The sequence below is a fragment of the Pontivivens insulae genome, from assembly GCF_900302495.1.
In the GTDB taxonomy this organism is placed as follows: Bacteria; Pseudomonadota; Alphaproteobacteria; order Rhodobacterales; family Rhodobacteraceae; genus Pontivivens; species Pontivivens insulae.
This window is the reverse complement of record NZ_OMKW01000003.1, coordinates 77186-97337: the sequence shown is the minus strand read 5'-3', so window position 1 is coordinate 97337 and position 20152 is coordinate 77186. Positions and strand designations below refer to the sequence as shown.

The following is a 20152-nucleotide window of genomic DNA, read 5'->3' as shown; positions in this document are numbered from 1 at the left end:
GCTGCTTTGCGCCGTGCAAGGGAGGGCCCGCATGCTCGCGCCATATGCCACATCGCCCGAGGAGAGCCGGGGGCGCTTGCATCGGGAGGGGGGCAGCGCCCACCGCTCTGCCTTTCAGCGCGACCGCGACCGGATCATCCATTGCAGCGCGTTTCGCAGGCTCAAGCATAAGACGCAGGTGTTTGTGGAGCATGAGGGGGATTATTTTCGCACCCGGCTGACCCATTCGATCGAGGTGGCACAGGTGGCGCGCACGATCTCGCGCACGCTTGGGCTGAACGAGGATCTGGCGGAGGCTGTCGCGCTGGCCCATGATCTGGGCCACACGCCCTTTGGGCATACGGGGGAGGACGCGCTGGCGGACTGCATGGCGCCCTATGGCGGGTTCGATCACAATGCTCAGGCGCTGAAGATCGTCACGGATCTGGAGCGACATTATGCCGAGTGGGACGGGCTGAACCTGACTTGGGAGACGCTGGAAGGCATCGCAAAGCACAATGGCCCGGTGACGGGGGAGTTGCCCTTCGCGCTGGCCGACTACGACGCGCGGCACGATCTGGAGCTTGAGAGCCATGCCGGAGCAGAGGCGCAGGTGGCCGCAATCTCGGACGATATCGCCTATAACAATCACGACCTGCATGACGGTTTGCGGGCGGGATTGTTTGCTGTGGATGACATTTGCGACCTGCCCATCGTGGGGCGCTGTTTTGCCGAGGTAGACCGGAAATGGCCCTCGCTCGACGAAGATCGGCGGCAGCATGAGGCGCTGCGCAGGGTCTTTGGCGTCATGGTTGAGGATGTGCTGCGCGAAAGCGAGCGGTTGTTGCGCGAGGCATCGCCGGGTTCAGCGGCAGAGGTGCGGGCGTTGGGCGCGCCGGTGGTGCGGTTTTCCCCTGCCATGTGGGCCGATCTGAAAGTGATCCGGGCGTTCCTGTTTGCACGGATGTATCGTCATTGGTCCGTGCGCCGCATGCGCCGGAAAGCGGCGCGGATCGTGGAGCAGTTGTTCGAGGACTTCATGGCCGATCCCGGCATGCTTCCCCCGGAATGGAGCGAGGCGGCAGGCGCTGCGAAAAGCGAGACCCTGCGCGCGCGGATCGTCGCGGATTACATCGCCGGGATGACGGACCGGTTCGCGATTGAGGAGCACCGTGCGCTGAGGGGCGAGATGAAGCGGGGTTAGTCGTCTTCTGAATTCTGCCGCTTGACCACAGCAATTGCTGCTGCGGCAGCAGCGCCAAAAAGCATTAGGAACTCACTACCGAATATCGCACCTACAACGATCAGTGTAAGCAAGATGAGTACGATGGTAATGACGTATGTCTTGTCCATCATTTTCCTCTACATATTGTGCTCAATTGTACATCTTGTAGCATGGCGATCAGTGATCCCCGGCCTGTGAAGGATGGGGATAACTTCGCTTTCCAACCCTTTTTTTGATGAAAATTGGGTGCTTGACGTCGTTTTGGTCCATCGGAGCAAAGATTGAGCTCCCCACTTCCAAGATGTGCTAAAGCTTAGCGATATGACGGAGCGCAGTAGAACTGCATTGCTACCCGCACGTTGCTTTGCAACATGCTTGTCCGAACCAATCTTAGGCTGGCGGTATGAAGATCACTCAGCTTGCCAATCCGCCACCCGACACTCCGAGGGCAGAGGCACATGATTCTCAATCTGCGTTGACCTCTCGCGCCGCGATGCTAAACCCGCGCCATTCAATGGAGAGTGACGATGAACCTGTTTGCCGAGATCAAGACGCTGGTGCTGACTTCGCTGGAGGCGATGGTGGCAGAGGGCAGCCTGCCCGACGGTCTCGACATGCGAAACGTGGCGGTGGAGCCGCCGCGGGATGCCGCGCATGGGGATATGGCCACGAATGCCGCAATGGTGCTGGCAAAGGCTGCAAAGTCGAAGCCCCGCGATATCGCAGATGTGCTGGCCGCGAAGCTGGCAGATGATCCGCGCGTCGCGGAAGCCACGGTTGCGGGTCCCGGCTTTCTCAACCTGCGGCTGGCCGAGGGGCAGTGGCAGCGGATCGTGCCAGCCGTGCTGAGCGCGGGAACCGATTTCGGGCGGTCGGATATGGGCGCGGGCATCAAGGTGAATGTGGAATATGTCTCCGCCAACCCGACCGGGCCGCTGCATGTTGGGCACACGCGGGGCGCGGTGTTCGGCGATGCGCTGGCCGGGTTGCTCGACTTTGCGGGCTATGATGTCATGCGGGAATATTACATCAACGATGGGGGCGCGCAGGTCGATGTGCTCGCCCGCTCTGTCTATCTGCGCTATCTTGAGGCGCACGGACACAAGGTCGAATTTCCCGAAGGCACCTATCCGGGCGATTACCTTGTCCCGCTGGGTGAGACGCTGAAGGCGCAATTCGGCGATAGCCTTGTGGACCGGCCTGAATCCGAGTGGCTGTTGCAGGTGCGGGAATTCGCGACCGACGCGATGCTCGATCTGATCAAGGACGATCTCGGCGCGCTGGGCGTGACGATGGACAAATGGTTCAGCGAAAAGTCGCTCTATGGCACAGGCCGGATCGAGGGTGCGCTGCAATCCCTTGAAGACAAGGGTCTGATCTATCAGGGCACGTTGGAGCCGCCCAAGGGCAAGCTGCCTGAGGATTGGGAGGCGCGCGAACAGACGCTGTTCCGCTCGACCGATCATGGTGATGATGTGGACCGCCCGGTGAAGAAATCGGACGGTGCGTGGACCTATTTCGCCCCCGACATCGCCTATCACTATGACAAGATCGAGCGTGGCTTTGATCAATTGATCGACGTGTTCGGCGCCGATCATGGCGGCTATGTGAAGCGGATGAAGGCGGCTGTTTCGGCCCTGTCGGACGGCAAGGTTCCGCTCGACGTGAAGCTGTGCCAGCTGGTGAAGCTCTACAAGAATGGTGAGCCGTTCAAGATGTCGAAGCGGGCAGGGACGTTCATCACCCTGCGTGACGTCGTCGATGAGGTCGGGCCCGACGTGACCCGGTTCATCATGCTCACGCGGAAGAATGACGCGCCGCTGGATTTTGATTTTGACAAGGCGATGGAGCAGTCGAAGGAAAACCCGGTCTTTTACGTGCAATATGCGCATGCGCGGGTTGCGAGCGTTCTGGGCAAGGCTGAAATCGCGTGTGACGATGCGGCCCTGTCTGGCGCTGACCTGTCGAAGCTGACCCATCCTGCGGAGCTGGCGCTGCTGGCGAAAATTGCGGAATGGCCGCGGGCGATGGAGACGGCGGCCCGCACGAATGAGCCGCACCGGATTGCGTTTTTCCTCTATGATCTGGCGGCGGAATTCCACGCCTTGTGGAACCGGGGCAATGATGAGCCGGGCATCCGCTTCATTCAGGAAGATGCTGAGGAAACCCGCACACGGCTGGCCCTTGTACGGGCCTGTCAGCTTGTGATTGCGGCAGGACTTGGTATCCTTGGCGTCACTCCGTTGAACGAGATGCGATAACGCACCGGGCCGCAGGCCAACCTCCTGCAAAGGGCCGATATTTCGGAGTTGGAGCAGCGTCACACACCATATAAGGTGTGGGCAGAGGGTATGTGCGATGCGGGATACGGCGAGCGAACAGGTGGAATCGGTCTCCTTGCTTACGAAAGTGGGCCGGGTTGTTGGGGCGTTGGCGTCCCTGGCCGTGCTGATAGGCCTTGCCATGTGGACGTGGCAGACCGGTACGCAGGACACCAGCGAGATTCCCGTCATCGTGGCCCAGTCGGGTCCGGCCCGCGAAGAGCCTGAAGAGCCGGGCGGATTGCAGGTGCCCCATCAGGGTCGCAGCGTGAACACCTTGATTGAAGGCACGCCGGATGTCGTGACGGAGGAGGACGTTGCCCTCGCGCCAGCACCGATGGTCCCCGATCAGGAAGATGTCGTCATCGCCCCCGATCCGGCGCAGGAGATCGAGGATCTGCTGGCCGAGGCGCTGGGCGACGGGGGTGAGGATACAGGGGTCGCGGCAGAACCCGATCCCGAGGCGGATCCATATGCCCCTGTTGCAAGCCTGATCCCACGGTCGCGGCCCTCTGATCTGGCCTCCCGCACCACAACCGCCGTGCGAGAGCCGCAGGCCCCCGTCGCGGTGGACGGCAATGCGATCCCGGCGGGCACCCATATGGTCCAGCTTGGCGCGTTTCTCAGCGAAGAGATTGCGATCGAGCAGTGGAACGGCCTCGTGCGTCGTCAGCCCTCACTGATGGCGGGCAAGCAGCGTTATATCGAGACGGTCGTCTCTGGCGGGACCACGCGCTATCGCTTGCGGGCGGTTGGATATGACGGACTGACCGAAACGCGGGCGGCCTGCGCGGCCTTTGTTGCCCGGGGTCAGGACTGCATTCCGGTGACGCGATGAGCGTATCGGCGGCGATATTTGGCCTTGAGGGCCGCATGCCAACGGCGCGAGAGCGGGCCTTCTTTCAGGACGTGCAGCCATGGGGCTTCATCCTGTTCGACCGCAACCTTGGCGATGCGCAGGATATTCGTGCACTGACAGAAGAGTTGCGGGCGCTGACCGGCCGCAATGTCCCGATCCTGATTGATCAGGAGGGCGGGCGGGTGCAACGGCTGCGCGCGCCCTGGCGGGAGTGGCTGCCGCCTTTGGATTTCGTGGCAGGCCTCGGTGTGGACCAGGCGGCTGCCGCGATGGAGCTGCGGTATCGCTATATTGCGGCGGAACTTCTCGATCTGGGGATCGATGTGAATTGTGCGCCGATGGTTGATGTGGCGCGGGACGATACGCACGCCTTCCTGCGCAATCGCTGCTATGGCATGGATCTACAGGCCGTGGCTCCAATCGGTCGGGCCGTCCTGCGCGGCCACCTGACGGGCGGTGTCCTGCCGATCATGAAACACATTCCCGGACATGGATTGGGTCTGGCAGACAGCCACGAAGAACTGCCGGTCGTCGATGCAAGTCGTACGGAACTCGCGACCGACTTTGCACCGTTTGCAGCCCTTGCCGACTGCCCCATGGCGATGACGGCGCATGTGACCTATTCAGCGATTGACGCTGATCGCTGCGCAACTCTTTCGCGCCCGATGATCGACCTGATCCGGGGGGAGATCGGTTTTGACGGCCTTCTGATGACAGATGATCTGTCGATGAAGGCGCTTGGCGGCGCGTTCGAGACGCGGGTGACGCAAAGCCTTGAGGCAGGTTGCGATATGATCCTGCATTGCAATGGCGACATGGATGAAATGACGGCCATCGCCTCGGCTACGCCCGCGCTTTCGGGCAAAGCAGCCGAACGTGCAGATGCGGCACTTGGCGCCCGACGCGCGCCCGAGCCGTTTGACATGGAAGCCGCCCGCGCAGAGCTTGACCGATTGGAAGGAGTGACGGCGCATGCCTGATGATTTTCTGATCCGGGACCGGCAGGAGCGGATTGCTGCCGAGGCATTGGTTGTCGATGTTGATGGGTATGAGGGACCACTTGATGTCCTTCTCACGCTCAGCCGGACGCAGAAGGTCGATTTGCGTCGGATTTCGATCCTGCAACTGGCCGAGCAATACTTGCATTTCGTGGAGGCGGCCAAGCGGCTGCGCATCGAACTCGCGGCGGATTACCTCGTCATGGCGGCGTGGCTGGCCTTCCTGAAGTCCCGGCTGTTGTTGCCACCCGACCCTGAAGAAGAGGGGCCCAGCGGTGAGGAACTGGCCGCACATTTGGCCTTTCAGCTGGAACGGCTTGAGGGGATGCGCAAAGCGGCGGCCAAGCTGATGGCCCGCGACCAGCTGGGGCGGGAGTTTTTTGGCCGGGGTGAGCCGGAGGATGTGAGCCTCAAGCGGCGTGTGGTTTATGACGCCAGTCTTGTCGACTTGATGCGCGCCTATGCCGGGGTAAAGACGAAGGATGATTTCGAGCCACTGCATTTGAAGCGTGGTGCCTTCTATACAATGGAGCAGGCGCTGGAGCGGATGAAGGGCCTGATCGGGACCGTGCTGGAGTGGTCAGATCTGGAAGATTACTTGCCCGAGGCCTGGCGGCTTGATCCCAAGAAGCGTCGGTCGGCGACGGCGGCGACATTTGCGGCCTCGTTGGAACTGGTGAAGGAAGGGGCGCTTGAATTGCGGCAGGCCGACACGTTTGGACGTATTGAGGTCAAGCGCAGGACAACATCGGACCCGCTTTCATGAGCCGCGAAGATCTCGACACACTATTCGAAGCACCGCCGATTGCGGAGCAGGAACGTATGGTTGAGGCGATCCTTTTTGCCACTTCCGAGCCTTTGAAGGCGACGGCGCTGGCCGCGCGGCTGCCGCATGGGTGCGATGTGATGCATGCGCTGGCCAGCTTGCAGAAACGTTATCAGGGCCGCGGTGTTCATTTGCTGCGCTCTGGCGATGAATGGGCGTTTCGCACGGCGGCGGATTTGTCATTTCTGATGCAGAAGGAAACGGTGGAGACCCGGAAATTGTCGCGGGCGGCCATCGAGACACTGGCGATCATCGCCTATCACCAGCCGGTGACGCGGGCCGAAATTGAAGAGATTCGTGGCGTTTCCGTCAGCCGTGGGACGATAGATCTGTTGATGGAGCTGGAATGGATCCGTCTGGGACGCCGTCGCCAGACCCCGGGCCGGCCTGTGACATTCACGACCACGCAGGCCTTTCTCGCGCATTTCGGGCTTGAAACCGCACGCGACCTGCCCGATTTGAAAGAACTACGCGCCGCCGGTCTGCTCGACAACCGGCCCCTGCCGGGAACACCGGATGAGCGTGAACCGGTCGAGAACGATACAGATGATATGTTCGAGTAAGAGGGGAACGGCCAGATGAACTTGAATTCCATCGTGAACATGGTGATGCGCCGACTCGTCAACCAGGGCATCAACTCTGCCATGCGCAAAGGCACGGATATGATGAGCCAGCGCGGGCAGGCCGGACCGCAGCGCGATCCGCTTGCTGAGCGGGAAGAGGCCCTGGCGCGGCGTGAGCGGGAACTGGCCCTCGAACAGCGGGAGCGTGAGCTTGCCGCGCGCGAGGCACAGTTGCGCAACGATCGCGACGCTTGACGCACGCACAAACAGTCTGAACTTGATCCCGCCGGTGGCCCTGTTTGGCTGCTGACGGGATTTGCCTAAAGATGAAGGCTAGGGCGCTTTGAAGTGCTTAGAGAGCTTCAGCCCCTGTCCCTGATAGTTGGACCCCATTGCCGCCCCGTAGAGCTTTTCCGGGGTTTCGGTCATTTTCTCATAGACCAGGCGCCCCACGATCTGGCCGTGTTCAAGGGCGAATGGGGCCTCGTGACAGCGCACCTCCAACACACCGCGTGATCCGGCGCCGCCAGCCTCTGCATTGCCGAAGCCGGGATCGAAGAAGCCCGCATAGTGGACACGGAATTCCCCGACCATCGCGATATAGGGCGCCATTTCCGCGGCGTGATCCGGGGGGACGTGAACGGCTTCACGGCTTACCAGAATATAAAATGCACCGGGATCGAGGATGATGCGGCCTTCGTCGCTGTGCACTTCTTCCCAGAACTCTGCAACCGGGTAGGCGCCGATCTGATCGAGGTCGATGAGAGCGGTGTGGGGCTTGGCGCGATAGCCCACCAATGTGCCCTCAGCGGGGCGGAGATCGACAGAGAAGCCCAATCCGCCGTCGACATGCGCATCCCCGTCGACCAGTCTGCTTTGCCCATGCAGTGCTGCTAGGGCGGTGTCGTCCAGTTCCGCCTTGCCACGTCGGAACCGAACCTGATTGAGGCGCATGCCCGGGCGCAGCAGCACGCTGAACGAGCGGGGGCTGATCTCTGCATAGAGGGGGCCGGAATAGCCTGCGGGAATGCGGTCGAATTCTTCACCATGGTCGGTGATCAGCCGGGTGAAGAGATCGAGCCTGCCGGTCGAGCTTTTGGCGTTGGCGACTGCATCGACCGTGTCTGGCAGGTCGAGGCTTTCCATCAGCGGGACGAGGTAGACGCATCCCTTTTCCAACACCGCACCATCCTCAAGGGTAAAGTCGTGCATGGCGAAGCTGTCCAGCCGCTCGGCCACGGTCGCGTCACCGGGCAGGAAGCTGGCCCGGACGCGCCAGGCCTTTTGCCCCAGACGCAAATCGAGGCTGGCAGGCTGTATCTGCTCCTCCGGGATGGGCCGGTCGGCGCGAATCTGGCCCTGCGCAATCATGGCAGAAAGGGTCTGAGAGGGCAGAACGCCAACTGGATCGGTCATGGGCCAACAGCCTCATATGAAAAACGCCGGTGCTGGGGGCACCGGCGTGGAATATCACTTGGTCGGGCTAGCAGGATTCGAACCTACGACCTTTCGTCCCCCAGACGAACGCGCTACCAGGCTGCGCTATAGCCCGACCGTGAGCGGGTGTTTGCCCGAATTGGCGGGGCGCTTCAAGAGCCATTTCACTCAATCCGCAAGGTCTGGCGTCGGGTGCGCGGCCATGCGTGCGCGCAGGCTCTCTAACCGGGTCAGGACCGACCGCATCGCGGCGGCGCGGGCCGGGTCAGGTTTCGCCGTTGGCGCGGGTGTCGTGTTCTGCTCTGCCATCGGTGCAGCCTCTTCCATTGGGGCGATCAGCCCGGCATCGGGCACGTCGTTCCACAGGTCGTCATCCTCTTCCGCGGCCCCTGCGTCCAGCTGGGCCGCGTCGGTCTGATCATCATCGTCGGTAGGAGCCATTGGGGCAGGGGCAATGCCGTGGCGCGCAACGACGTGCTTCACGCCATGCTCCTTGAACAGCTTTTGCACGCCGCGGATCGTCAGTCCGTCAGTGTAGAGCAGTTCACGGATCGCGGTGATCAGTTCGACATCCTGGGGACGGTAATAGCGTCGTCCGCCACCCCGTTTGACCGGTTTGATCTGCGCAAACTTGCCTTCCCAGAACCGCAGAACATGCGCTGGGACACCGACGACCTCGGAAACTTCCGAAATCGTACGAAAGGCCTGTGGTGACTTTTCCATTGGTCAGACTCAGGACTTGTTGCCAGCGTCCACGCGGTCTTTCATCAGGTGGGACGGGCGGAATGTCAGCACGCGGCGCGGCTCAATCGGGACTTCCTCACCAGTCTTGGGATTGCGCCCGACACGGGCATTCTTGTCCCGGACAGAGAAGGTACCGAAGGAGGAAATTTTCACGCTTTCCCCAGCGACGAGCGCGTCAGAGATATGCTTTAGCACATCTTCAACCAGCTCTGCGCTTTCATTCCGGCTGAGTCCGACTTCACGATAAACCGCTTCACTCAGGTCCATTCGTGTCAGGGTCTTTTCGCCCATGTCGATTCCAATCCTGTCCGGTGTTAGACACTCTCAGGACCGTATCGGGACTCGCGAAAGAGAGTCAATAACAACGACTTGGCAGGCGATTTTGGTGCGGTTTGTCACCAACGCATCAAGGCGGCCCCCCAGGCCAGACCACCGCCGATCGCTTCCATCAAGACCAGATCGCCTGCCTTCACCCGGCCCGATGTGCGTGCGACGGACATGGCGAGCGGGATAGAGGCGGCAGACGTGTTGCCATGGTCCTGTACGGTGATGACGATACGGTCATCTGTCAGGTTCATCTTCTGGGCCACTGCCTTGATAATACGAAGATTCGCCTGATGTGGGACAACCGCCGATACCTCGTCGGAGGTGACGCCAGCCTTTTCCATTGCGGCGTGACCTGCTGCGGTCAACTTGCTGACGGCATGCTTGAAGACCTCTCGGCCCTGCATCTTCAGAACGCCGACTGTCCCGGTCGAGGAGACCCCGCCATCGACATAGAGCAGGTCATTGAACTGTCCGTCCGAATGCAGGTCCGTTGAGAGAATCCCCTGATCGGTCGAGGTGCCCTCACCTTCGCGCGCTTCGAGAATCAGTGCCCCGGCGCCGTCGCCGAACAGGACGCAGGTCGCGCGATCTTCCCAGTCGAGAATGCGCGAGAAGGTCTCTGCCCCAATCACCATCACGCGCCGCGCCTGACCAGACACGATCAATGCATTGGCATTGGCCAGCGCAAAGATGAAACCGGCGCAGACCGCCTGCAGGTCAAAGGCATAGCCCGAAGTCATGCCAATCGCATGCTGAACCCGGGTCGCGGTGGAGGGAAAGGTCTGATCCGGTGTCGCTGTCGCCAGCACAATCGCATCAATATCTGAGCCTTGCAGGCCGGTATCGGCGAGGGCGGCGCGCGCGGCCTCTATGGCAAGATCAGATGTCTTCTGACCCTCTGCCGCGAAATGACGTCGTTCGATGCCTGACCGGGTGCGAATCCACTCATCCGTGGTTTCGAGCCTTTCGGTGAACCATGCATTCTCTACAACGCGTTCCGGCAGATAGTGACCGGTTCCGATGGGGACAGCGCGTATGACAGTCATGGTTCAGCTTTCAGATTCGGATTGTGCTTTGGTCGCGTGCTCTGCGACGCGCTTGGTCACGGATTCGGTGAATCCCGACTTGGCCAGCCGGAAGGCCAGTTTGATTGCGGCGGACACGCCGGTGGCATCGGCAGAGCCGTGAGATTTCACAACTGCGCCATTCAGCCCCAAAAAGACCCCTCCGTTGACCCGGCGGGGGTCGAGGCGTTTTTGCAGGCGGCGCAGGGAGGTCAACGCAAACAGCGCGCCGATCCTGCTGAAGATCGTATGCTCCATCGCTTCCCTCAGGAAGCCGCGAATCTGCTGTGCTGTGCCTTCGGCAGTTTTGAGCGCGACATTGCCTGTGAACCCATCGGTCACGATGACGTCGACATCTTCCGAGGCCATGTCGCTGCCCTCGACAAAGCCCACAAACTCAATCTTAGCTTCGGGATCCTTGGCGAGCTCTTCGAGCGCGCGGGCGGCCTCTTGCAAGGCGGCGCGGCCCTTGTGATCTTCTGTGCCGACATTGAGCAGGCCGACCTTGGGCCGGGCAAGCTCTAGCCCCTGCCGGGCATAGACAGCGCCCATGATGGCATATTGGACGAGGTCCTTGGCCTCAGCCTTAATGTCCGCGCCGACGTCGAGAACGATGTTATGGGGGGCATCCCCGCCCTTGTTTGGCCAAAGGACCGCGATTGCGGGGCGATCCACGCCCGGTGCCTTGCGCAAGCGCAGCATAGAGATCGCCATCAGTGCGCCCGTGTTCCCGCAGGACACGGCTGCGGCGGCATCGCCTTTTTCAACCGTTTGCAGCGTGGCCCACATGGAGCTGTTCTTGCCATGGCGCATCGCATGTGACGGCTTTTCCGTCATCGGGATGACATCATCAGCGTGTCTAATCTCGGTAATGTCGATCAGTTCACGGCGTTTTTCGATGAGAGGGCGAAGCACCGCCTCGTCCCCATGGACGATATAGCGGATTTCATTGTTCTTGCGGGCGGACTTCACCATGCCGCCAACAACAGCAGATGGGCCGGTATCCCCGCCCATCGCGTCTATTGATATGACGATGTCGCGTGACATGTCTTGCTCTGCCTCCTGCCAGGCGCGCTGCTTTGGCGCACCCTGTTTGGGTAGGTCTATGAGCTAACGTTACGCTGCGTCTTCGTCTAGGTCGATATCATCGACCATCGCCACGATTTCTTTATCGGCATAGTGGCCGCAGGACGGGCAAACGTGGTGCGGGCGGCGCAGTTCGCCACAGTTGGAGCACTCGTTCGGGTTCGCTGCCACCAGGGCGTCATGTGCACGACGCATACCGCGCTTGGACGGGGTGATCTTGCTCTTTGGGACTGCCATGTCTCAACCTCGGTTCTTCGGAGGTCTCTCCCCCGGCTTCGCTATCTCGTGTCCGGCAGGCGAAAACGCACGTCGACGTGCGGTCCGAACACCGTATCTGAATGAGAGCGGCAAAATACGCATTGCACGGCGTTGTGCAAGGGGATTCTGTGCTAGTCTCACGGCAGATGCGGGAGCAATCCCGCACCCATCCTCAGGTGAGAGAGCACATGACCGAAAATGCCAATCCTTTCAATGGAAAACAGCTGCAGGGTACGCATTTCGAGCGTGCCGATATGACCGGTGCGCATTTCGACGGGGTGAAGCTGGATGATGCGCGTTTGTGGACGCTGATGCGCAATGCATCGGTTGAGGAAAGCAATCTTCAGGGCTGCCGCTTTGACGACGTCAATCTGGCGGAAGCCACTTACGAGAACGTCAACCTGTCGGGCGCCCGGTTCAACAATATCAATTTCACTAACGCCACGATTACGGATGCGAATCTGTCGGGGATGCGGATCGACGGCATCCTCGTAACCGATCTGCTGGCTGCTTATGAGGCCCGCCAGGACTGACACTTGCGGCACGCGCGGTAACGCTCGCCGCAAGTGGTTGCGATCAGATTTCGTTGAGATGGATGTTGAAGCGGGCACGGACCGCCGCATCAATCTCAGGTGAGAGGCGCGACCAGCCGGGTTTCGACAGGATGTCGTGTTTGCGGTCGATTGCCTTTTGCAGCAGTTGCGGACGGTTCTTTTCGTCCCATTCCTTTGGGGACATGCGATCGCTGTGCTGTGGATAGAAATATTCAGTCTGCATCATACCAAGCGTCTGATCTGCCCCCAGATAGTGCCCCGGACCGTCGAGGCAGACGGACTTGATCAGGTCGAGGTTCAGGTTGTCCTCCGTGACTTCGATGCCGCGCACGCAGCGCATACATTGCCCCAGCACATCATCATCAAGAATCAGCCCTTCGAGGGAGAACCCGAGCAGCGACGAATACATCCCCGCCGCCTCATAGACCATGTTCAGCCCGGCCAGCCCGGCCATGGTGCTGGCCATCGCGTGCTCTGCGCCCGATTGTGCATCGGGGAACTTGGCATCACTCATCCCGCCCGGTGCGCCCGTCGGCAGGTCATAGAACTGCCCCATCTGGGCACAAGCCGCCGACAGCAGGGCTTGCTCGGCAGAGCCTGAGCTCATCGCACCGGTGCGCAGGTCCACGACGAAGGGCCATGTGCCCATGACCGCGGGCGCACCCGGCTTGATCGCCTGAACATAGACAAGGCCTGCCAAACACTCCGCAACCGCCTGTGCGATGACTGCGGCGAGTGGCGCGGGCGCTGTTGCCCCGGCCATCCCGGCCGAGAGCAGCAAGACCGGCATCCCACCGCGCACGCAAACCTCCATGACTTCGCAGGACTCGGTTGCGAATTTCATCGGTGGCACGACAAAACAATTGGTGTTCAGCACGAAGGGGCGCGCGCGCCACGCGTCTTCGCCACCGGCAATGATGTGCAGCATCTCTAAACCGTCTGCGGCAAAGGCAGGCTCGGTGAAAGATGTGCCGATATGCTTGCTGGTGCCCGAAACACAGGCATAGAGCGTGTTGAGATCCATTTCCCGATTGTCGAGCACGTCGCGCGCGACCATGCAGCGCTGGAAGAAATGCACGTTGTCGAGCTGATCGGTGATCTTCGCGGCATTATAAAGGTCGGCCAGCGTGCTTTCGGGATATTCACCTATCTCCGCATCCGCGAGGTGGACCGCCGCACCCGCCGTTCCGTAGTGGACGCGCGTGCCCGACAGGTCGAGATCGTGTTTGGGATCCCGTGCGAACAGTGTCACCTGTTTCTGCGCTTGCTTCAGCGCGCGCTCAACGACCTCGCGGGGATAGCGCAGGCGCTTGTCCTCTTCACTGTAGATTGCGCCATAGGCGGTCATCAACGCGACACCACTGTCGGGTGCCAAGGCCATTCCGACCTCTTCCAGCAGGGTCAGCGCCGCTTCGTGAATCCTCAGAACCTCAGCGTCGGTCAACGCACGGTATTTACCACCGGACAGGCCGGCGCGGACCGGGCGGGCGGCATCTTCCAACGGTGCGCTACGAAGGGCGACCCGCGCATTGCGGCCCCCGCCGCGTCGTGGCCGTCGGGCTGGCGTTTCGTCGTTCATGGCGGGCCTCTTGGTGCGGTTTTGCAATCTTATGCAAAATGCGTAGCTGACGGCTGACCCTGTAACAATCGATTGTATGGGGGAGTACAATCGGTAAAGCTGCGCATATGGATATCGTTCTTCTCGAAACATTTCTCGATGTGCTTGAGACGCGGAATTTCAACCAGACCGCGGCCCGGCTCGACATTTCGCAATCGAGTGTCAGCGGGCGGATCCGCAAGCTGGAATCGGATCTTGGCGCGACATTGTTCGAGCGTGGGCAATCGGGTGCCACGCCAACGTCGACGGGGCTGCGCTTTGAGGAACATGCCCGTCAGATCAAGACATCGTGGGATCAGGCGCGCCGGTCGGTCGCCTCTGGCACGGATTACGAGGAGATCCTGAACCTTTCGGGCCAGTTCAGCCTCAGCAAGCTTGTGCTGGTTGATTGGGTGTTGGCGCTGCGCGCGCGCAAGCCCGAACTCGCCATCGACATTCAGGCAGATTATTCCGAACAGATTACGCGCGATCTCGCCGTCGGATTGGTGGATGTAGCACTTCTATTTGCGCCGCGCTATCTGCCGGATCTTCAGATCAAGCAGGAGGGGGAGGCCGCCTTTGTAATGGTCTCAACCCATGGGCCGCAACTGGCAGATGTGCGCCAGCAAAGTTACATCAACAATGGATATACCAAGAGCTTCATCCGCCAGCACGCCGCCCTGCTGCCGGACCTGTCCAACGGTACGATCTGGGCGGGGAACGAGGAACTGGCGCTCGATTTTCTGGCCCGCTCAGGGGGCACGACCTATTTGCCACGGCGGATGGCTTTGAGCCGAACCGACTTGAAACTGGTCGAAGACGCGCCGGTCATCACGCAGCCGGTCTTTTCGGCGGTGCATATCCGGCAAAGCCACAAGCCCAATATCGTTCTGGCGCTTGAGGCGCTTCGGCATTCGATCTCACTCAGAACGCTCAGCTAGTGCCCGAAAGTACGGATCAGCTTTCACCGTCACCCATCTTTTGGCGCAGCGCGGCGAGGGCGGCAAAAGGTTTGCGCTCTTCCGCGTCGTCCTCTGGCACCTCGTCGTCGGCCTGCGCAATTTCTGCCCCTTCTGCGCGCGGGTAGGGGGGCAGGGCCAGCGCAGCCGCCTCAATCGCGACAAGGCCAAGGTCGAGCGTGCGGGGCAGGGCCTCCACCTCTTCATCCTCATCCGCGGAAAAATCGACCTGCTCCGGGTCGAGTGCGGGGTCATAATAGCGTCGGACCCGCTCATCAATTTTGGCCGGAACGGGTTGGAGAGACACAACACAGCGCTGGATCACCGTGGCCTGCACACGCGCGTTCAGGATCAGACCCTCTTCCGGCGTGACGGTCACGGTGCCTGCAAAGCGGAATTTGTCGACGGAAATCGCACCGAAAAGATCGGCAAGCGCGGCCTGTTCTTGCGCATCCGCACTTTCATCGAATTTGTGGTCGCGCTCACGGATCAGGATATGGCTCATGCGGGGGCGTGAGAATTCAAGCGCCGTCTTCGCCCCACCATCACCCTTGCCAGCCATGAAACCCTCCGTCATTGCACGAACCGTGCGGTCATTCCTTGTCATGACAAGATGGGCGGGCTACCAAACCGTGACAAGTGCGAAACGCCGACGGGGACGCAAACGATGACACGCAAGGCCATTCCAGCTCTGATGATCGCCACCGGGCTTGCAGCCTGTGCGCCGACGCTCCAGTCCCATGGCTATGCCCCGCCCGACAGCGAGTTGGATGATATTGTCGTCGGCCAGTCCACAAAGCAGACGGTCGGCGGCGCGTTGGGTCGCCCCAGCGATCTGGGCGTTCTGGAAGATGATGCGTGGTACTACGTGTCCTCCACCACCTCGACCTATCTTTACGAAGCGCCCGAGCTGGTCGACCGTCGCGTGGTGGCCGTGCAATTCGATGAGAATGATGTCGTGCGGGATGTGACTGTCTACGGCCTTCAGGATGGCCGCGCGGTGCCGCTGGTCACCCGCGTGACAGAGACCTTCGGCGACGAACTCACCGTCATCGACCAGATCCTGGGTGGCCTGTTCAACCCCGCAGGGCTGGTCGGCAACTGATCGCAAAAAAGGCCGGGCCTGATCCGCCCGGCCTTTCGATTTCACTCAGTTCGGGTTCAGTCGCTTTCAGGCTCGAAGCTGAGTGCGACACCGTTCATGCAATAGCGCAGGCCTGTTGGCTGTGGCCCGTCCGGGAAGACATGCCCCAGATGGCCGTCGCAGCGAGCGCAGACCACTTCCGTGCGCCGCATGAAAAACGAGCGGTCGTCATGTTCTTCCACGGCTTCCGGTTCGATGGGTTGGAAAAAGCTCGGCCAGCCTGTTCCGCTTTCAAACTTTGCGGATTGCTCGAAGAGCGGTGCCCCGCAGCCCTTGCACATGAATGTGCCTGGCTCTTTGGGGAAGTTGTCATGCGTGCCCGCACGCTCCGTCCCCTTTTTGCGCAGCACCTTGAATTCCAGGGCGTCGAGTTGCTCTTTCCACTCCGCTTCGGATTTTGTGAATTTTTCGTGCATGACGATCCTTCTGCTTGAAATTATCGGGCGCGTGCCCCTTTTGATAACAGATATAGGGTCAGCACCGGGAGGTCGCCATGCCACTGTTTTCACGAGGTCGATATGCCGCGCGAGTTGGCGTGAGCGCAGAAGATGTCGCCCGCGCACAAAGCCTGCGCGCGCTCACCTTTCGCGGCGATGCGGCCGGTGTTGATGCAGATGATTTCGACGCGCGCTGCACCCATGTTCTGGTGGAAGACACGCGCGATGGCACGCTCGTCTGCTGCTATCGAATGCTTCCGCTTGAGAATGGCGCAGCGATCGCTCAGAGCTATTCGGCCCAATATTACGAGCTTTCGGCCCTTGCGGATTATCCCGGTGCGATGGTTGAGATGGGGCGCTTTTGCATTCACCCCGATTACCGCGACCCGGACATTCTGCGCATCGCGTGGGGGGCCATGGTCCGCTATGTCGATGCGAATGATGTGGAGATGCTCTTTGGCTGCTCGTCCTTCCACGGCACCGAGGCGGACAGCTATATGGATGCGTTCGCACTGCTCAATCAAAAACATCTTGCGCCCAAACGCTGGCTGCCACGGGTTAAAGCGCCCGCGATCTTCGATTTTGCCCGGCGGCTGGGCGCGCGCAAACCCGACTTGAAGGCTGCGATGACAGGGATGCCGCCGCTCTTGCGCACCTATCTGGTGATGGGGGGGTGGGTTTCGGATCACGCGGTGGTGGATCGGGACCTGAACACGATGCACGTTTTCACGGGGCTTGAGATCAAAGGCATTCCCCCCGCACGGGCCCGGCTGTTGAGGGCTTCCGCCCAATAGGTCGGCGCGCTAGCGTGGCGTCGACCAGAATTGGAGATGTCCCGATGTCCTTCACCCTCGACCCGGCCCTGTTTCGTGCGGATGCCATCTCTCAGGAAACCCGCGCCTTCATCGACCGGTTTGAGGAAGAGACGGCAAACCTGCCCCCGGCACACAAGGTTGACCCGGTGCTGACGCGCAAGGCGCGTGACGAGGGACGTGGCATTTTCCCGCTGCAAGGACCGCATGAGGACTGTCGGTGGGAAGACATCCCAAACGGCCGTGTGCGTCTGGCCGAGGGGCGTGGCCGCGGGACCTATTTGCACATTCACGGCGGCGGCTGGACACTCGGGCGCCCGTGGCACTACGACACCCGCAATCATGCCTTGGCCGAGGCAACGGGTCTGGAGGTTGCAGCGGTCGAATACCGCCTCGCGCCTGAGAATCCATGGCCTGCCTGTTTTGATGATTGCCTTGCTGCGGCCCTTTGGGCGGCAGAGCGTCCCGGCCCCTTGTTCATCGGTGGAGAAAGTGCAGGCGGGCACCTTTCGGCGCTCACCGCGCTTGCCCTGCGGGATCGTGGCATCAAGGTCGACGGGGTCATCCTGAACTACGGGTGCTTCGATCTTGACCTTACGCCAAGTGCTGCGCTGTGGGGGGGCCGTCAGCTAGTCCTGTCGACGCCAACCATAAAGTGGTTTGTCGCGAATATGCAGATGGGAGCCGAGGCGCGTCGTGCGGCGTCCCCACTTCATGCGGATCTCTCCGACATGCCACCAGCCCTGTTTCAGATCGGCACACTCGATCCGCTTCTCGACGATACGCTGATGATGGCGGCCCGCTGGGTCGGTGCCGGCAACCGGACCGAACTGGCGGTCTATCCCGGCGGCATCCACGCCTTTGATGCCTTCGAGCTGGAGATTGCGCGGGCGTATCAGGAGCGCGAAATCGCCTTTCTGAATGCGCGTCTTTAGCGGCTGAGCGCCGCCTCGATCTGGCGCAACAGAACCAACTGACCTTTGAACATAGGATTGCGGCGCGACCGTCGGGCGAGTTCCAGTCGGCTCATTGGTTCGATCTCGTGGGCAAACTGCGCCATCTCGATCAGCAGTTGCAGTTCGCTCAACGAATCCTGCGCGATGTTGCGCCGGTAGCCGTCGTCAAATGCCTTGCACACGTCGAGCGGTACGCCGATCCGGGTCAGTTCCCCCTCATAGGGGCGAGACAGACGGTGTCCGCTTGCCGTGCGCAGGAATCGCGCGACGTCGAATTGCGGTGGCCGGATCAGGGTTGGGCGCAGGTCGATGGCCATGACGCCATGCGGGCCGACGATCACGTTGCGGGCCGAGTAATCCTTGTGAAACTTGGTCTGATGAAAGAACAGATCCGCCAGATCCGCGCCGAGGCGATAGATTTCCGCCTTTAGCGGCCCCTCGTTGGTCCACGCGGCGTGGCGGCGCAGCAGGTTCTCCATCCCGATCCGCGCAGGGCTTTTCTGGACGGAGTCGTGCAGCTTGCGCAGCCAGCCCGCGGCAAGCCGGATCGCCTCGTCGGGCTCAGGCCCGTCCTTTTGTGGCCGCGCAATCAGCTTGCCCACATCTGTACCGTCAGGTCGCGCTACGACCAGAAGGCCATGGTCAGGCGCTGAATGCACGATCGCAGGCACCCGCATCGGGCCGAGCTTGTCAAAGACGTTTTGATAGCCCGCGGCATGGTTGATCACGGATTGGGACGGGTTGAGGGTGCGGAACACATTGCCGATGACCGGGCCCAGCGGGCCGTCTGCTGCAAACATCTGCCGGTCTTCGCGATCCCGCATCAACTGGAACTGGTCGAACGGCCCGGCTTCGGGCCACATCTCCAGCACTTCGTGGCGCAGCGCGGCCTGCTTTCGTCGGCGCTTCAGGATCATCCGCCCGTATGGCTCATATGGCGCAGCATCTCACCGTTCACCGTCTGGCGGGAATAGTCGAAATCGTGGCCTTTCGGCTTACGCGCGATGGCCGCGCGGATCGCCTCGTGCAAACCTGCATCCGACGGATCTGCGCGCAGCACCCGGCGCAGATCGGCATCGTCGTCCTGCCCCAGACACATATAGAGCTGGCCCGTGCAGGTCAGGCGCACCCGGTTGCAGCTTTCGCAAAAATTGTGGCTGAGCGGGGTGATAAACCCGATCCTTCCGCCCGTCTCTTCCGCCCGGACATAACGCGCCGGGCCGCCGGTGTTGAGCGGGATGTCTGTCAGCGTGAATTGTTCGGCCAGATGGGCACGCACGTCCTTGAGCGACCAATATTGATCGAGCCGGTCGATGTCGTCGCCCATTGGCATGACCTCGATAAAGGTCAGGTCCATGCCGCGGGCATGGCACCATTCGACCATGCGGATCGCCTCATCATCATTCACGCCTTTCAGCGCCACGGCGTTGATCTTGACCTTCAAGCCCGCGTCGAGGGCGGCATCAATACCGTCCATCACCTGCGCAAACCGGCCCCAACGCGTCACTTCGGCAAAGCGCTTTTCATCCAGCGTATCGAGCGAGACATTGACGCGCTTCACACCCGCATCTGCCAGCGGTTGGGCAAAGCGTCGCAGCTGACTGCCATTGGTGGTCAGCGTCAGTTCATCCAGCGCGCCGCTTGCAAGATGGCGACCCATTCCTTCGAAAAAGGTCATGATCCCGCGACGCACCAGCGGCTCCCCACCTGTCACGCGCAGTTTCTTCACGCCCAGGTCAACAAAGGCAGAGCACAGGCGATCAAGCTCTTCCAGGCTCAACAGTTCTGCCTTGGGCAGGAACGTCATGTTCTCTGACATGCAATAGGTGCAGCGGAAGTCGCACCGATCCGTCACGCTGACCCGCAAATACGAAATTGCGCGTGCAAACGGGTCTATGAGGGGGGCGATGCTCTGGTCCATGGGGCGGAGAGTATGGGCGGGGAAAACGGGTTTCAAGCCGCTGTTGCGCTCTGCGGATCAAAGCTGTTTGATCCAGATGTGGAAT

24 protein-coding genes and 1 tRNA gene are annotated in these 20152 nt (G+C 61.0%); 12 read left to right on the top strand and 13 right to left on the bottom strand.

Annotated features, from left to right (window positions below; genetic code table 11):
• The first annotated feature begins 31 nt into the window (after positions 1–31).
• Positions 32–1183, top strand: a complete 1152-nt coding sequence (locus POI8812_RS10980; RefSeq protein WP_108782648.1) for a deoxyguanosinetriphosphate triphosphohydrolase — start codon at positions 32–34, stop codon at positions 1181–1183.
• Here the strand turns inward: POI8812_RS10980 and POI8812_RS17705 are convergent.
• On the bottom strand, positions 1180–1332 hold the full coding sequence (locus POI8812_RS17705; protein WP_162844894.1) for a hypothetical protein: 153 nt from the start codon (positions 1330–1332) through the stop codon (positions 1180–1182). The two genes, POI8812_RS10980 and POI8812_RS17705, sit on opposite strands and share 4 nt — an antisense overlap.
• A gap of 399 nt (positions 1333–1731) precedes the next feature.
• Between POI8812_RS17705 and argS the strand changes: the two genes are divergently transcribed.
• The 6 genes from argS to POI8812_RS10950 all read left to right on the top strand — a co-directional run bounded on the left by argS (position 1732) and on the right by POI8812_RS10950 (position 7026).
• A complete protein-coding gene (gene argS, locus POI8812_RS10975; RefSeq protein WP_108782647.1) occupies positions 1732–3465 on the top strand; it encodes an arginine--tRNA ligase in 1734 nt (577 codons plus the stop codon).
• Between the two features lie 97 nt (positions 3466–3562).
• Positions 3563–4363, top strand: coding sequence for an SPOR domain-containing protein (locus POI8812_RS10970; RefSeq protein ID WP_108782646.1), 801 nt, complete (start codon positions 3563–3565; stop codon positions 4361–4363).
• The gene (locus POI8812_RS10965) at positions 4360–5364 is read left to right on the top strand and encodes a glycoside hydrolase family 3 N-terminal domain-containing protein (RefSeq protein ID WP_108782645.1); all 1005 of its coding nucleotides are present in this window, start codon (positions 4360–4362) and stop codon (positions 5362–5364) included. The genes POI8812_RS10970 and POI8812_RS10965 overlap by 4 nt, the downstream gene beginning before the upstream one ends.
• The gene (locus tag POI8812_RS10960; protein ID WP_108782644.1) at positions 5357–6148 is read left to right on the top strand and encodes a segregation and condensation protein A; all 792 of its coding nucleotides are present in this window, start codon (positions 5357–5359) and stop codon (positions 6146–6148) included. Before POI8812_RS10965 ends, POI8812_RS10960 begins: the two co-directional genes overlap by 8 nt.
• Positions 6145–6771 (top strand): SMC-Scp complex subunit ScpB, encoded by a 627-nt coding sequence (gene scpB / locus POI8812_RS10955; RefSeq protein ID WP_108782643.1) that lies wholly within the window; start codon positions 6145–6147, stop codon positions 6769–6771. Before POI8812_RS10960 ends, scpB begins: the two co-directional genes overlap by 4 nt.
• A gap of 15 nt (positions 6772–6786) precedes the next feature.
• Complete coding sequence (locus tag POI8812_RS10950) at positions 6787–7026, top strand: hypothetical protein (protein WP_108782642.1); 240 nt, start codon at positions 6787–6789, stop codon at positions 7024–7026.
• Positions 7027–7104: 78 nt separating this feature from the next.
• On the opposite strand, the gene POI8812_RS10945 is transcribed toward POI8812_RS10950, so the two are convergent.
• The 7 genes from POI8812_RS10945 to rpmF all read right to left on the bottom strand — a co-directional run bounded on the left by POI8812_RS10945 (position 7105) and on the right by rpmF (position 11666).
• Positions 7105–8187, bottom strand: coding sequence for a 2'-deoxycytidine 5'-triphosphate deaminase (locus tag POI8812_RS10945; RefSeq protein ID WP_108782641.1), 1083 nt, complete (start codon positions 8185–8187; stop codon positions 7105–7107).
• A 59-nt stretch (positions 8188–8246) separates the two neighbouring features.
• A tRNA-Pro gene (locus POI8812_RS10940) sits at positions 8247–8323 on the bottom strand.
• A 53-nt stretch (positions 8324–8376) separates the two neighbouring features.
• Positions 8377–8931, bottom strand: coding sequence for a MerR family transcriptional regulator (locus POI8812_RS10935; RefSeq protein ID WP_108782640.1), 555 nt, complete (start codon positions 8929–8931; stop codon positions 8377–8379).
• Between the two features lie 9 nt (positions 8932–8940).
• Positions 8941–9243, bottom strand: coding sequence for an integration host factor subunit alpha (gene ihfA / locus POI8812_RS10930; RefSeq protein WP_108782639.1), 303 nt, complete (start codon positions 9241–9243; stop codon positions 8941–8943).
• Positions 9244–9347: 104 nt separating this feature from the next.
• Positions 9348–10325 carry a beta-ketoacyl-ACP synthase III gene (locus tag POI8812_RS10925; protein WP_108782638.1) on the bottom strand — a complete coding sequence of 326 codons (978 nt, stop codon included), beginning with the start codon at positions 10323–10325 and terminating at the stop codon, positions 9348–9350.
• Between the two features lie 3 nt (positions 10326–10328).
• Positions 10329–11390, bottom strand: coding sequence for a phosphate acyltransferase PlsX (gene plsX / locus POI8812_RS10920; RefSeq protein ID WP_108782637.1), 1062 nt, complete (start codon positions 11388–11390; stop codon positions 10329–10331).
• Positions 11391–11459: 69 nt separating this feature from the next.
• Positions 11460–11666, bottom strand: a complete 207-nt coding sequence (gene rpmF / locus POI8812_RS10915; protein WP_108782636.1) for a 50S ribosomal protein L32 — start codon at positions 11664–11666, stop codon at positions 11460–11462.
• 209 nt (positions 11667–11875) lie between these two features.
• Here rpmF and POI8812_RS10910 point away from each other — a divergent pair, with 209 nt between their 5' ends.
• Positions 11876–12220 carry a pentapeptide repeat-containing protein gene (locus tag POI8812_RS10910; protein WP_108782635.1) on the top strand — a complete coding sequence of 115 codons (345 nt, stop codon included), beginning with the start codon at positions 11876–11878 and terminating at the stop codon, positions 12218–12220.
• A gap of 43 nt (positions 12221–12263) precedes the next feature.
• Here POI8812_RS10910 and POI8812_RS10905 read toward each other — a convergent pair whose 3' ends face one another.
• Positions 12264–13820, bottom strand: a complete 1557-nt coding sequence (locus POI8812_RS10905) for a trimethylamine methyltransferase family protein (protein WP_108782634.1) — start codon at positions 13818–13820, stop codon at positions 12264–12266.
• 107 nt (positions 13821–13927) lie between these two features.
• Between POI8812_RS10905 and POI8812_RS10900 the strand changes: the two genes are divergently transcribed.
• On the top strand, positions 13928–14779 hold the full coding sequence (locus tag POI8812_RS10900; RefSeq protein WP_108782633.1) for a LysR family transcriptional regulator: 852 nt from the start codon (positions 13928–13930) through the stop codon (positions 14777–14779).
• Positions 14780–14795: 16 nt separating this feature from the next.
• On the opposite strand, the gene POI8812_RS10895 is transcribed toward POI8812_RS10900, so the two are convergent.
• Positions 14796–15359: a YceD family protein gene (locus POI8812_RS10895; protein WP_162844893.1), complete on the bottom strand. Its 564-nt coding sequence runs from the start codon at positions 15357–15359 to the stop codon at positions 14796–14798.
• A gap of 105 nt (positions 15360–15464) precedes the next feature.
• On the opposite strand from POI8812_RS10895, the gene POI8812_RS10890 reads away from it, so the two are divergent.
• Positions 15465–15902, top strand: a complete 438-nt coding sequence (locus POI8812_RS10890) for an outer membrane protein assembly factor BamE (RefSeq protein ID WP_162844892.1) — start codon at positions 15465–15467, stop codon at positions 15900–15902.
• Positions 15903–15958: 56 nt separating this feature from the next.
• Here POI8812_RS10890 and msrB read toward each other — a convergent pair whose 3' ends face one another.
• Entirely contained in the window at positions 15959–16357 is a 399-nt protein-coding gene (gene msrB, locus POI8812_RS10885) for a peptide-methionine (R)-S-oxide reductase MsrB (RefSeq protein WP_108782630.1), read from the bottom strand.
• A gap of 77 nt (positions 16358–16434) precedes the next feature.
• Here msrB and POI8812_RS10880 point away from each other — a divergent pair, with 77 nt between their 5' ends.
• Positions 16435–17172: a GNAT family N-acetyltransferase gene (locus POI8812_RS10880; RefSeq protein ID WP_108782629.1), complete on the top strand. Its 738-nt coding sequence runs from the start codon at positions 16435–16437 to the stop codon at positions 17170–17172.
• A 44-nt stretch (positions 17173–17216) separates the two neighbouring features.
• On the top strand, positions 17217–18125 hold the full coding sequence (locus POI8812_RS10875) for an alpha/beta hydrolase (protein ID WP_108782628.1): 909 nt from the start codon (positions 17217–17219) through the stop codon (positions 18123–18125).
• On the opposite strand, the gene POI8812_RS10870 is transcribed toward POI8812_RS10875, so the two are convergent.
• Together POI8812_RS10870 and moaA are read right to left on the bottom strand one after the other, a co-directional pair.
• Positions 18122–19063 carry a phosphotransferase gene (locus POI8812_RS10870; RefSeq protein WP_108782627.1) on the bottom strand — a complete coding sequence of 314 codons (942 nt, stop codon included), beginning with the start codon at positions 19061–19063 and terminating at the stop codon, positions 18122–18124. The genes POI8812_RS10875 and POI8812_RS10870 overlap by 4 nt on opposite strands.
• A complete protein-coding gene (gene moaA / locus POI8812_RS10865; RefSeq protein ID WP_108782626.1) occupies positions 19060–20067 on the bottom strand; it encodes a GTP 3',8-cyclase MoaA in 1008 nt (335 codons plus the stop codon). Before moaA ends, POI8812_RS10870 begins: the two co-directional genes overlap by 4 nt.
• Positions 20068–20152: the final 85 nt, after the last annotated feature.

Bases quoted from the DNA above. Each gene is read 5' to 3' on its own strand.
- scpB (WP_108782643.1), top strand. From the start codon at position 6,145: ATGAGCCGCGAAGATCTCGACACACTATTCGAAGCACCGCCGATTGCG.
- POI8812_RS10960 (WP_108782644.1), top strand. From the start codon at position 5,357: ATGCCTGATGATTTTCTGATCCGGGACCGGCAGGAGCGGATTGCTGCC.
- ihfA (WP_108782639.1), bottom strand. From the start codon at position 9,243: ATGGGCGAAAAGACCCTGACACGAATGGACCTGAGTGAAGCGGTTTAT.
- POI8812_RS10875 (WP_108782628.1), top strand. From the start codon at position 17,217: ATGTCCTTCACCCTCGACCCGGCCCTGTTTCGTGCGGATGCCATCTCT.
- POI8812_RS10900 (WP_108782633.1), top strand. From the start codon at position 13,928: ATGGATATCGTTCTTCTCGAAACATTTCTCGATGTGCTTGAGACGCGG.
- plsX (WP_108782637.1), bottom strand. From the start codon at position 11,390: ATGTCACGCGACATCGTCATATCAATAGACGCGATGGGCGGGGATACC.
- POI8812_RS10870 (WP_108782627.1), bottom strand. From the start codon at position 19,063: ATGATCCTGAAGCGCCGACGAAAGCAGGCCGCGCTGCGCCACGAAGTG.
- POI8812_RS10880 (WP_108782629.1), top strand. From the start codon at position 16,435: ATGCCACTGTTTTCACGAGGTCGATATGCCGCGCGAGTTGGCGTGAGC.
- POI8812_RS17705 (WP_162844894.1), bottom strand. From the start codon at position 1,332: ATGGACAAGACATACGTCATTACCATCGTACTCATCTTGCTTACACTG.
- POI8812_RS10965 (WP_108782645.1), top strand. From the start codon at position 4,360: ATGAGCGTATCGGCGGCGATATTTGGCCTTGAGGGCCGCATGCCAACG.
- POI8812_RS10935 (WP_108782640.1), bottom strand. From the start codon at position 8,931: ATGGAAAAGTCACCACAGGCCTTTCGTACGATTTCGGAAGTTTCCGAG.
- POI8812_RS10905 (WP_108782634.1), bottom strand. From the start codon at position 13,820: ATGAACGACGAAACGCCAGCCCGACGGCCACGACGCGGCGGGGGCCGC.
- rpmF (WP_108782636.1), bottom strand. From the start codon at position 11,666: ATGGCAGTCCCAAAGAGCAAGATCACCCCGTCCAAGCGCGGTATGCGT.
- POI8812_RS10895 (WP_162844893.1), bottom strand. From the start codon at position 15,359: ATGGCTGGCAAGGGTGATGGTGGGGCGAAGACGGCGCTTGAATTCTCA.
- moaA (WP_108782626.1), bottom strand. From the start codon at position 20,067: ATGGACCAGAGCATCGCCCCCCTCATAGACCCGTTTGCACGCGCAATT.
- POI8812_RS10925 (WP_108782638.1), bottom strand. From the start codon at position 10,325: ATGACTGTCATACGCGCTGTCCCCATCGGAACCGGTCACTATCTGCCG.
- POI8812_RS10890 (WP_162844892.1), top strand. From the start codon at position 15,465: ATGACACGCAAGGCCATTCCAGCTCTGATGATCGCCACCGGGCTTGCA.
- POI8812_RS10970 (WP_108782646.1), top strand. From the start codon at position 3,563: ATGCGGGATACGGCGAGCGAACAGGTGGAATCGGTCTCCTTGCTTACG.
- POI8812_RS10945 (WP_108782641.1), bottom strand. From the start codon at position 8,187: ATGACCGATCCAGTTGGCGTTCTGCCCTCTCAGACCCTTTCTGCCATG.
- POI8812_RS10910 (WP_108782635.1), top strand. From the start codon at position 11,876: ATGACCGAAAATGCCAATCCTTTCAATGGAAAACAGCTGCAGGGTACG.
- POI8812_RS10950 (WP_108782642.1), top strand. From the start codon at position 6,787: ATGAACTTGAATTCCATCGTGAACATGGTGATGCGCCGACTCGTCAAC.
- argS (WP_108782647.1), top strand. From the start codon at position 1,732: ATGAACCTGTTTGCCGAGATCAAGACGCTGGTGCTGACTTCGCTGGAG.
- POI8812_RS10980 (WP_108782648.1), top strand. From the start codon at position 32: ATGCTCGCGCCATATGCCACATCGCCCGAGGAGAGCCGGGGGCGCTTG.
- msrB (WP_108782630.1), bottom strand. From the start codon at position 16,357: ATGCACGAAAAATTCACAAAATCCGAAGCGGAGTGGAAAGAGCAACTC.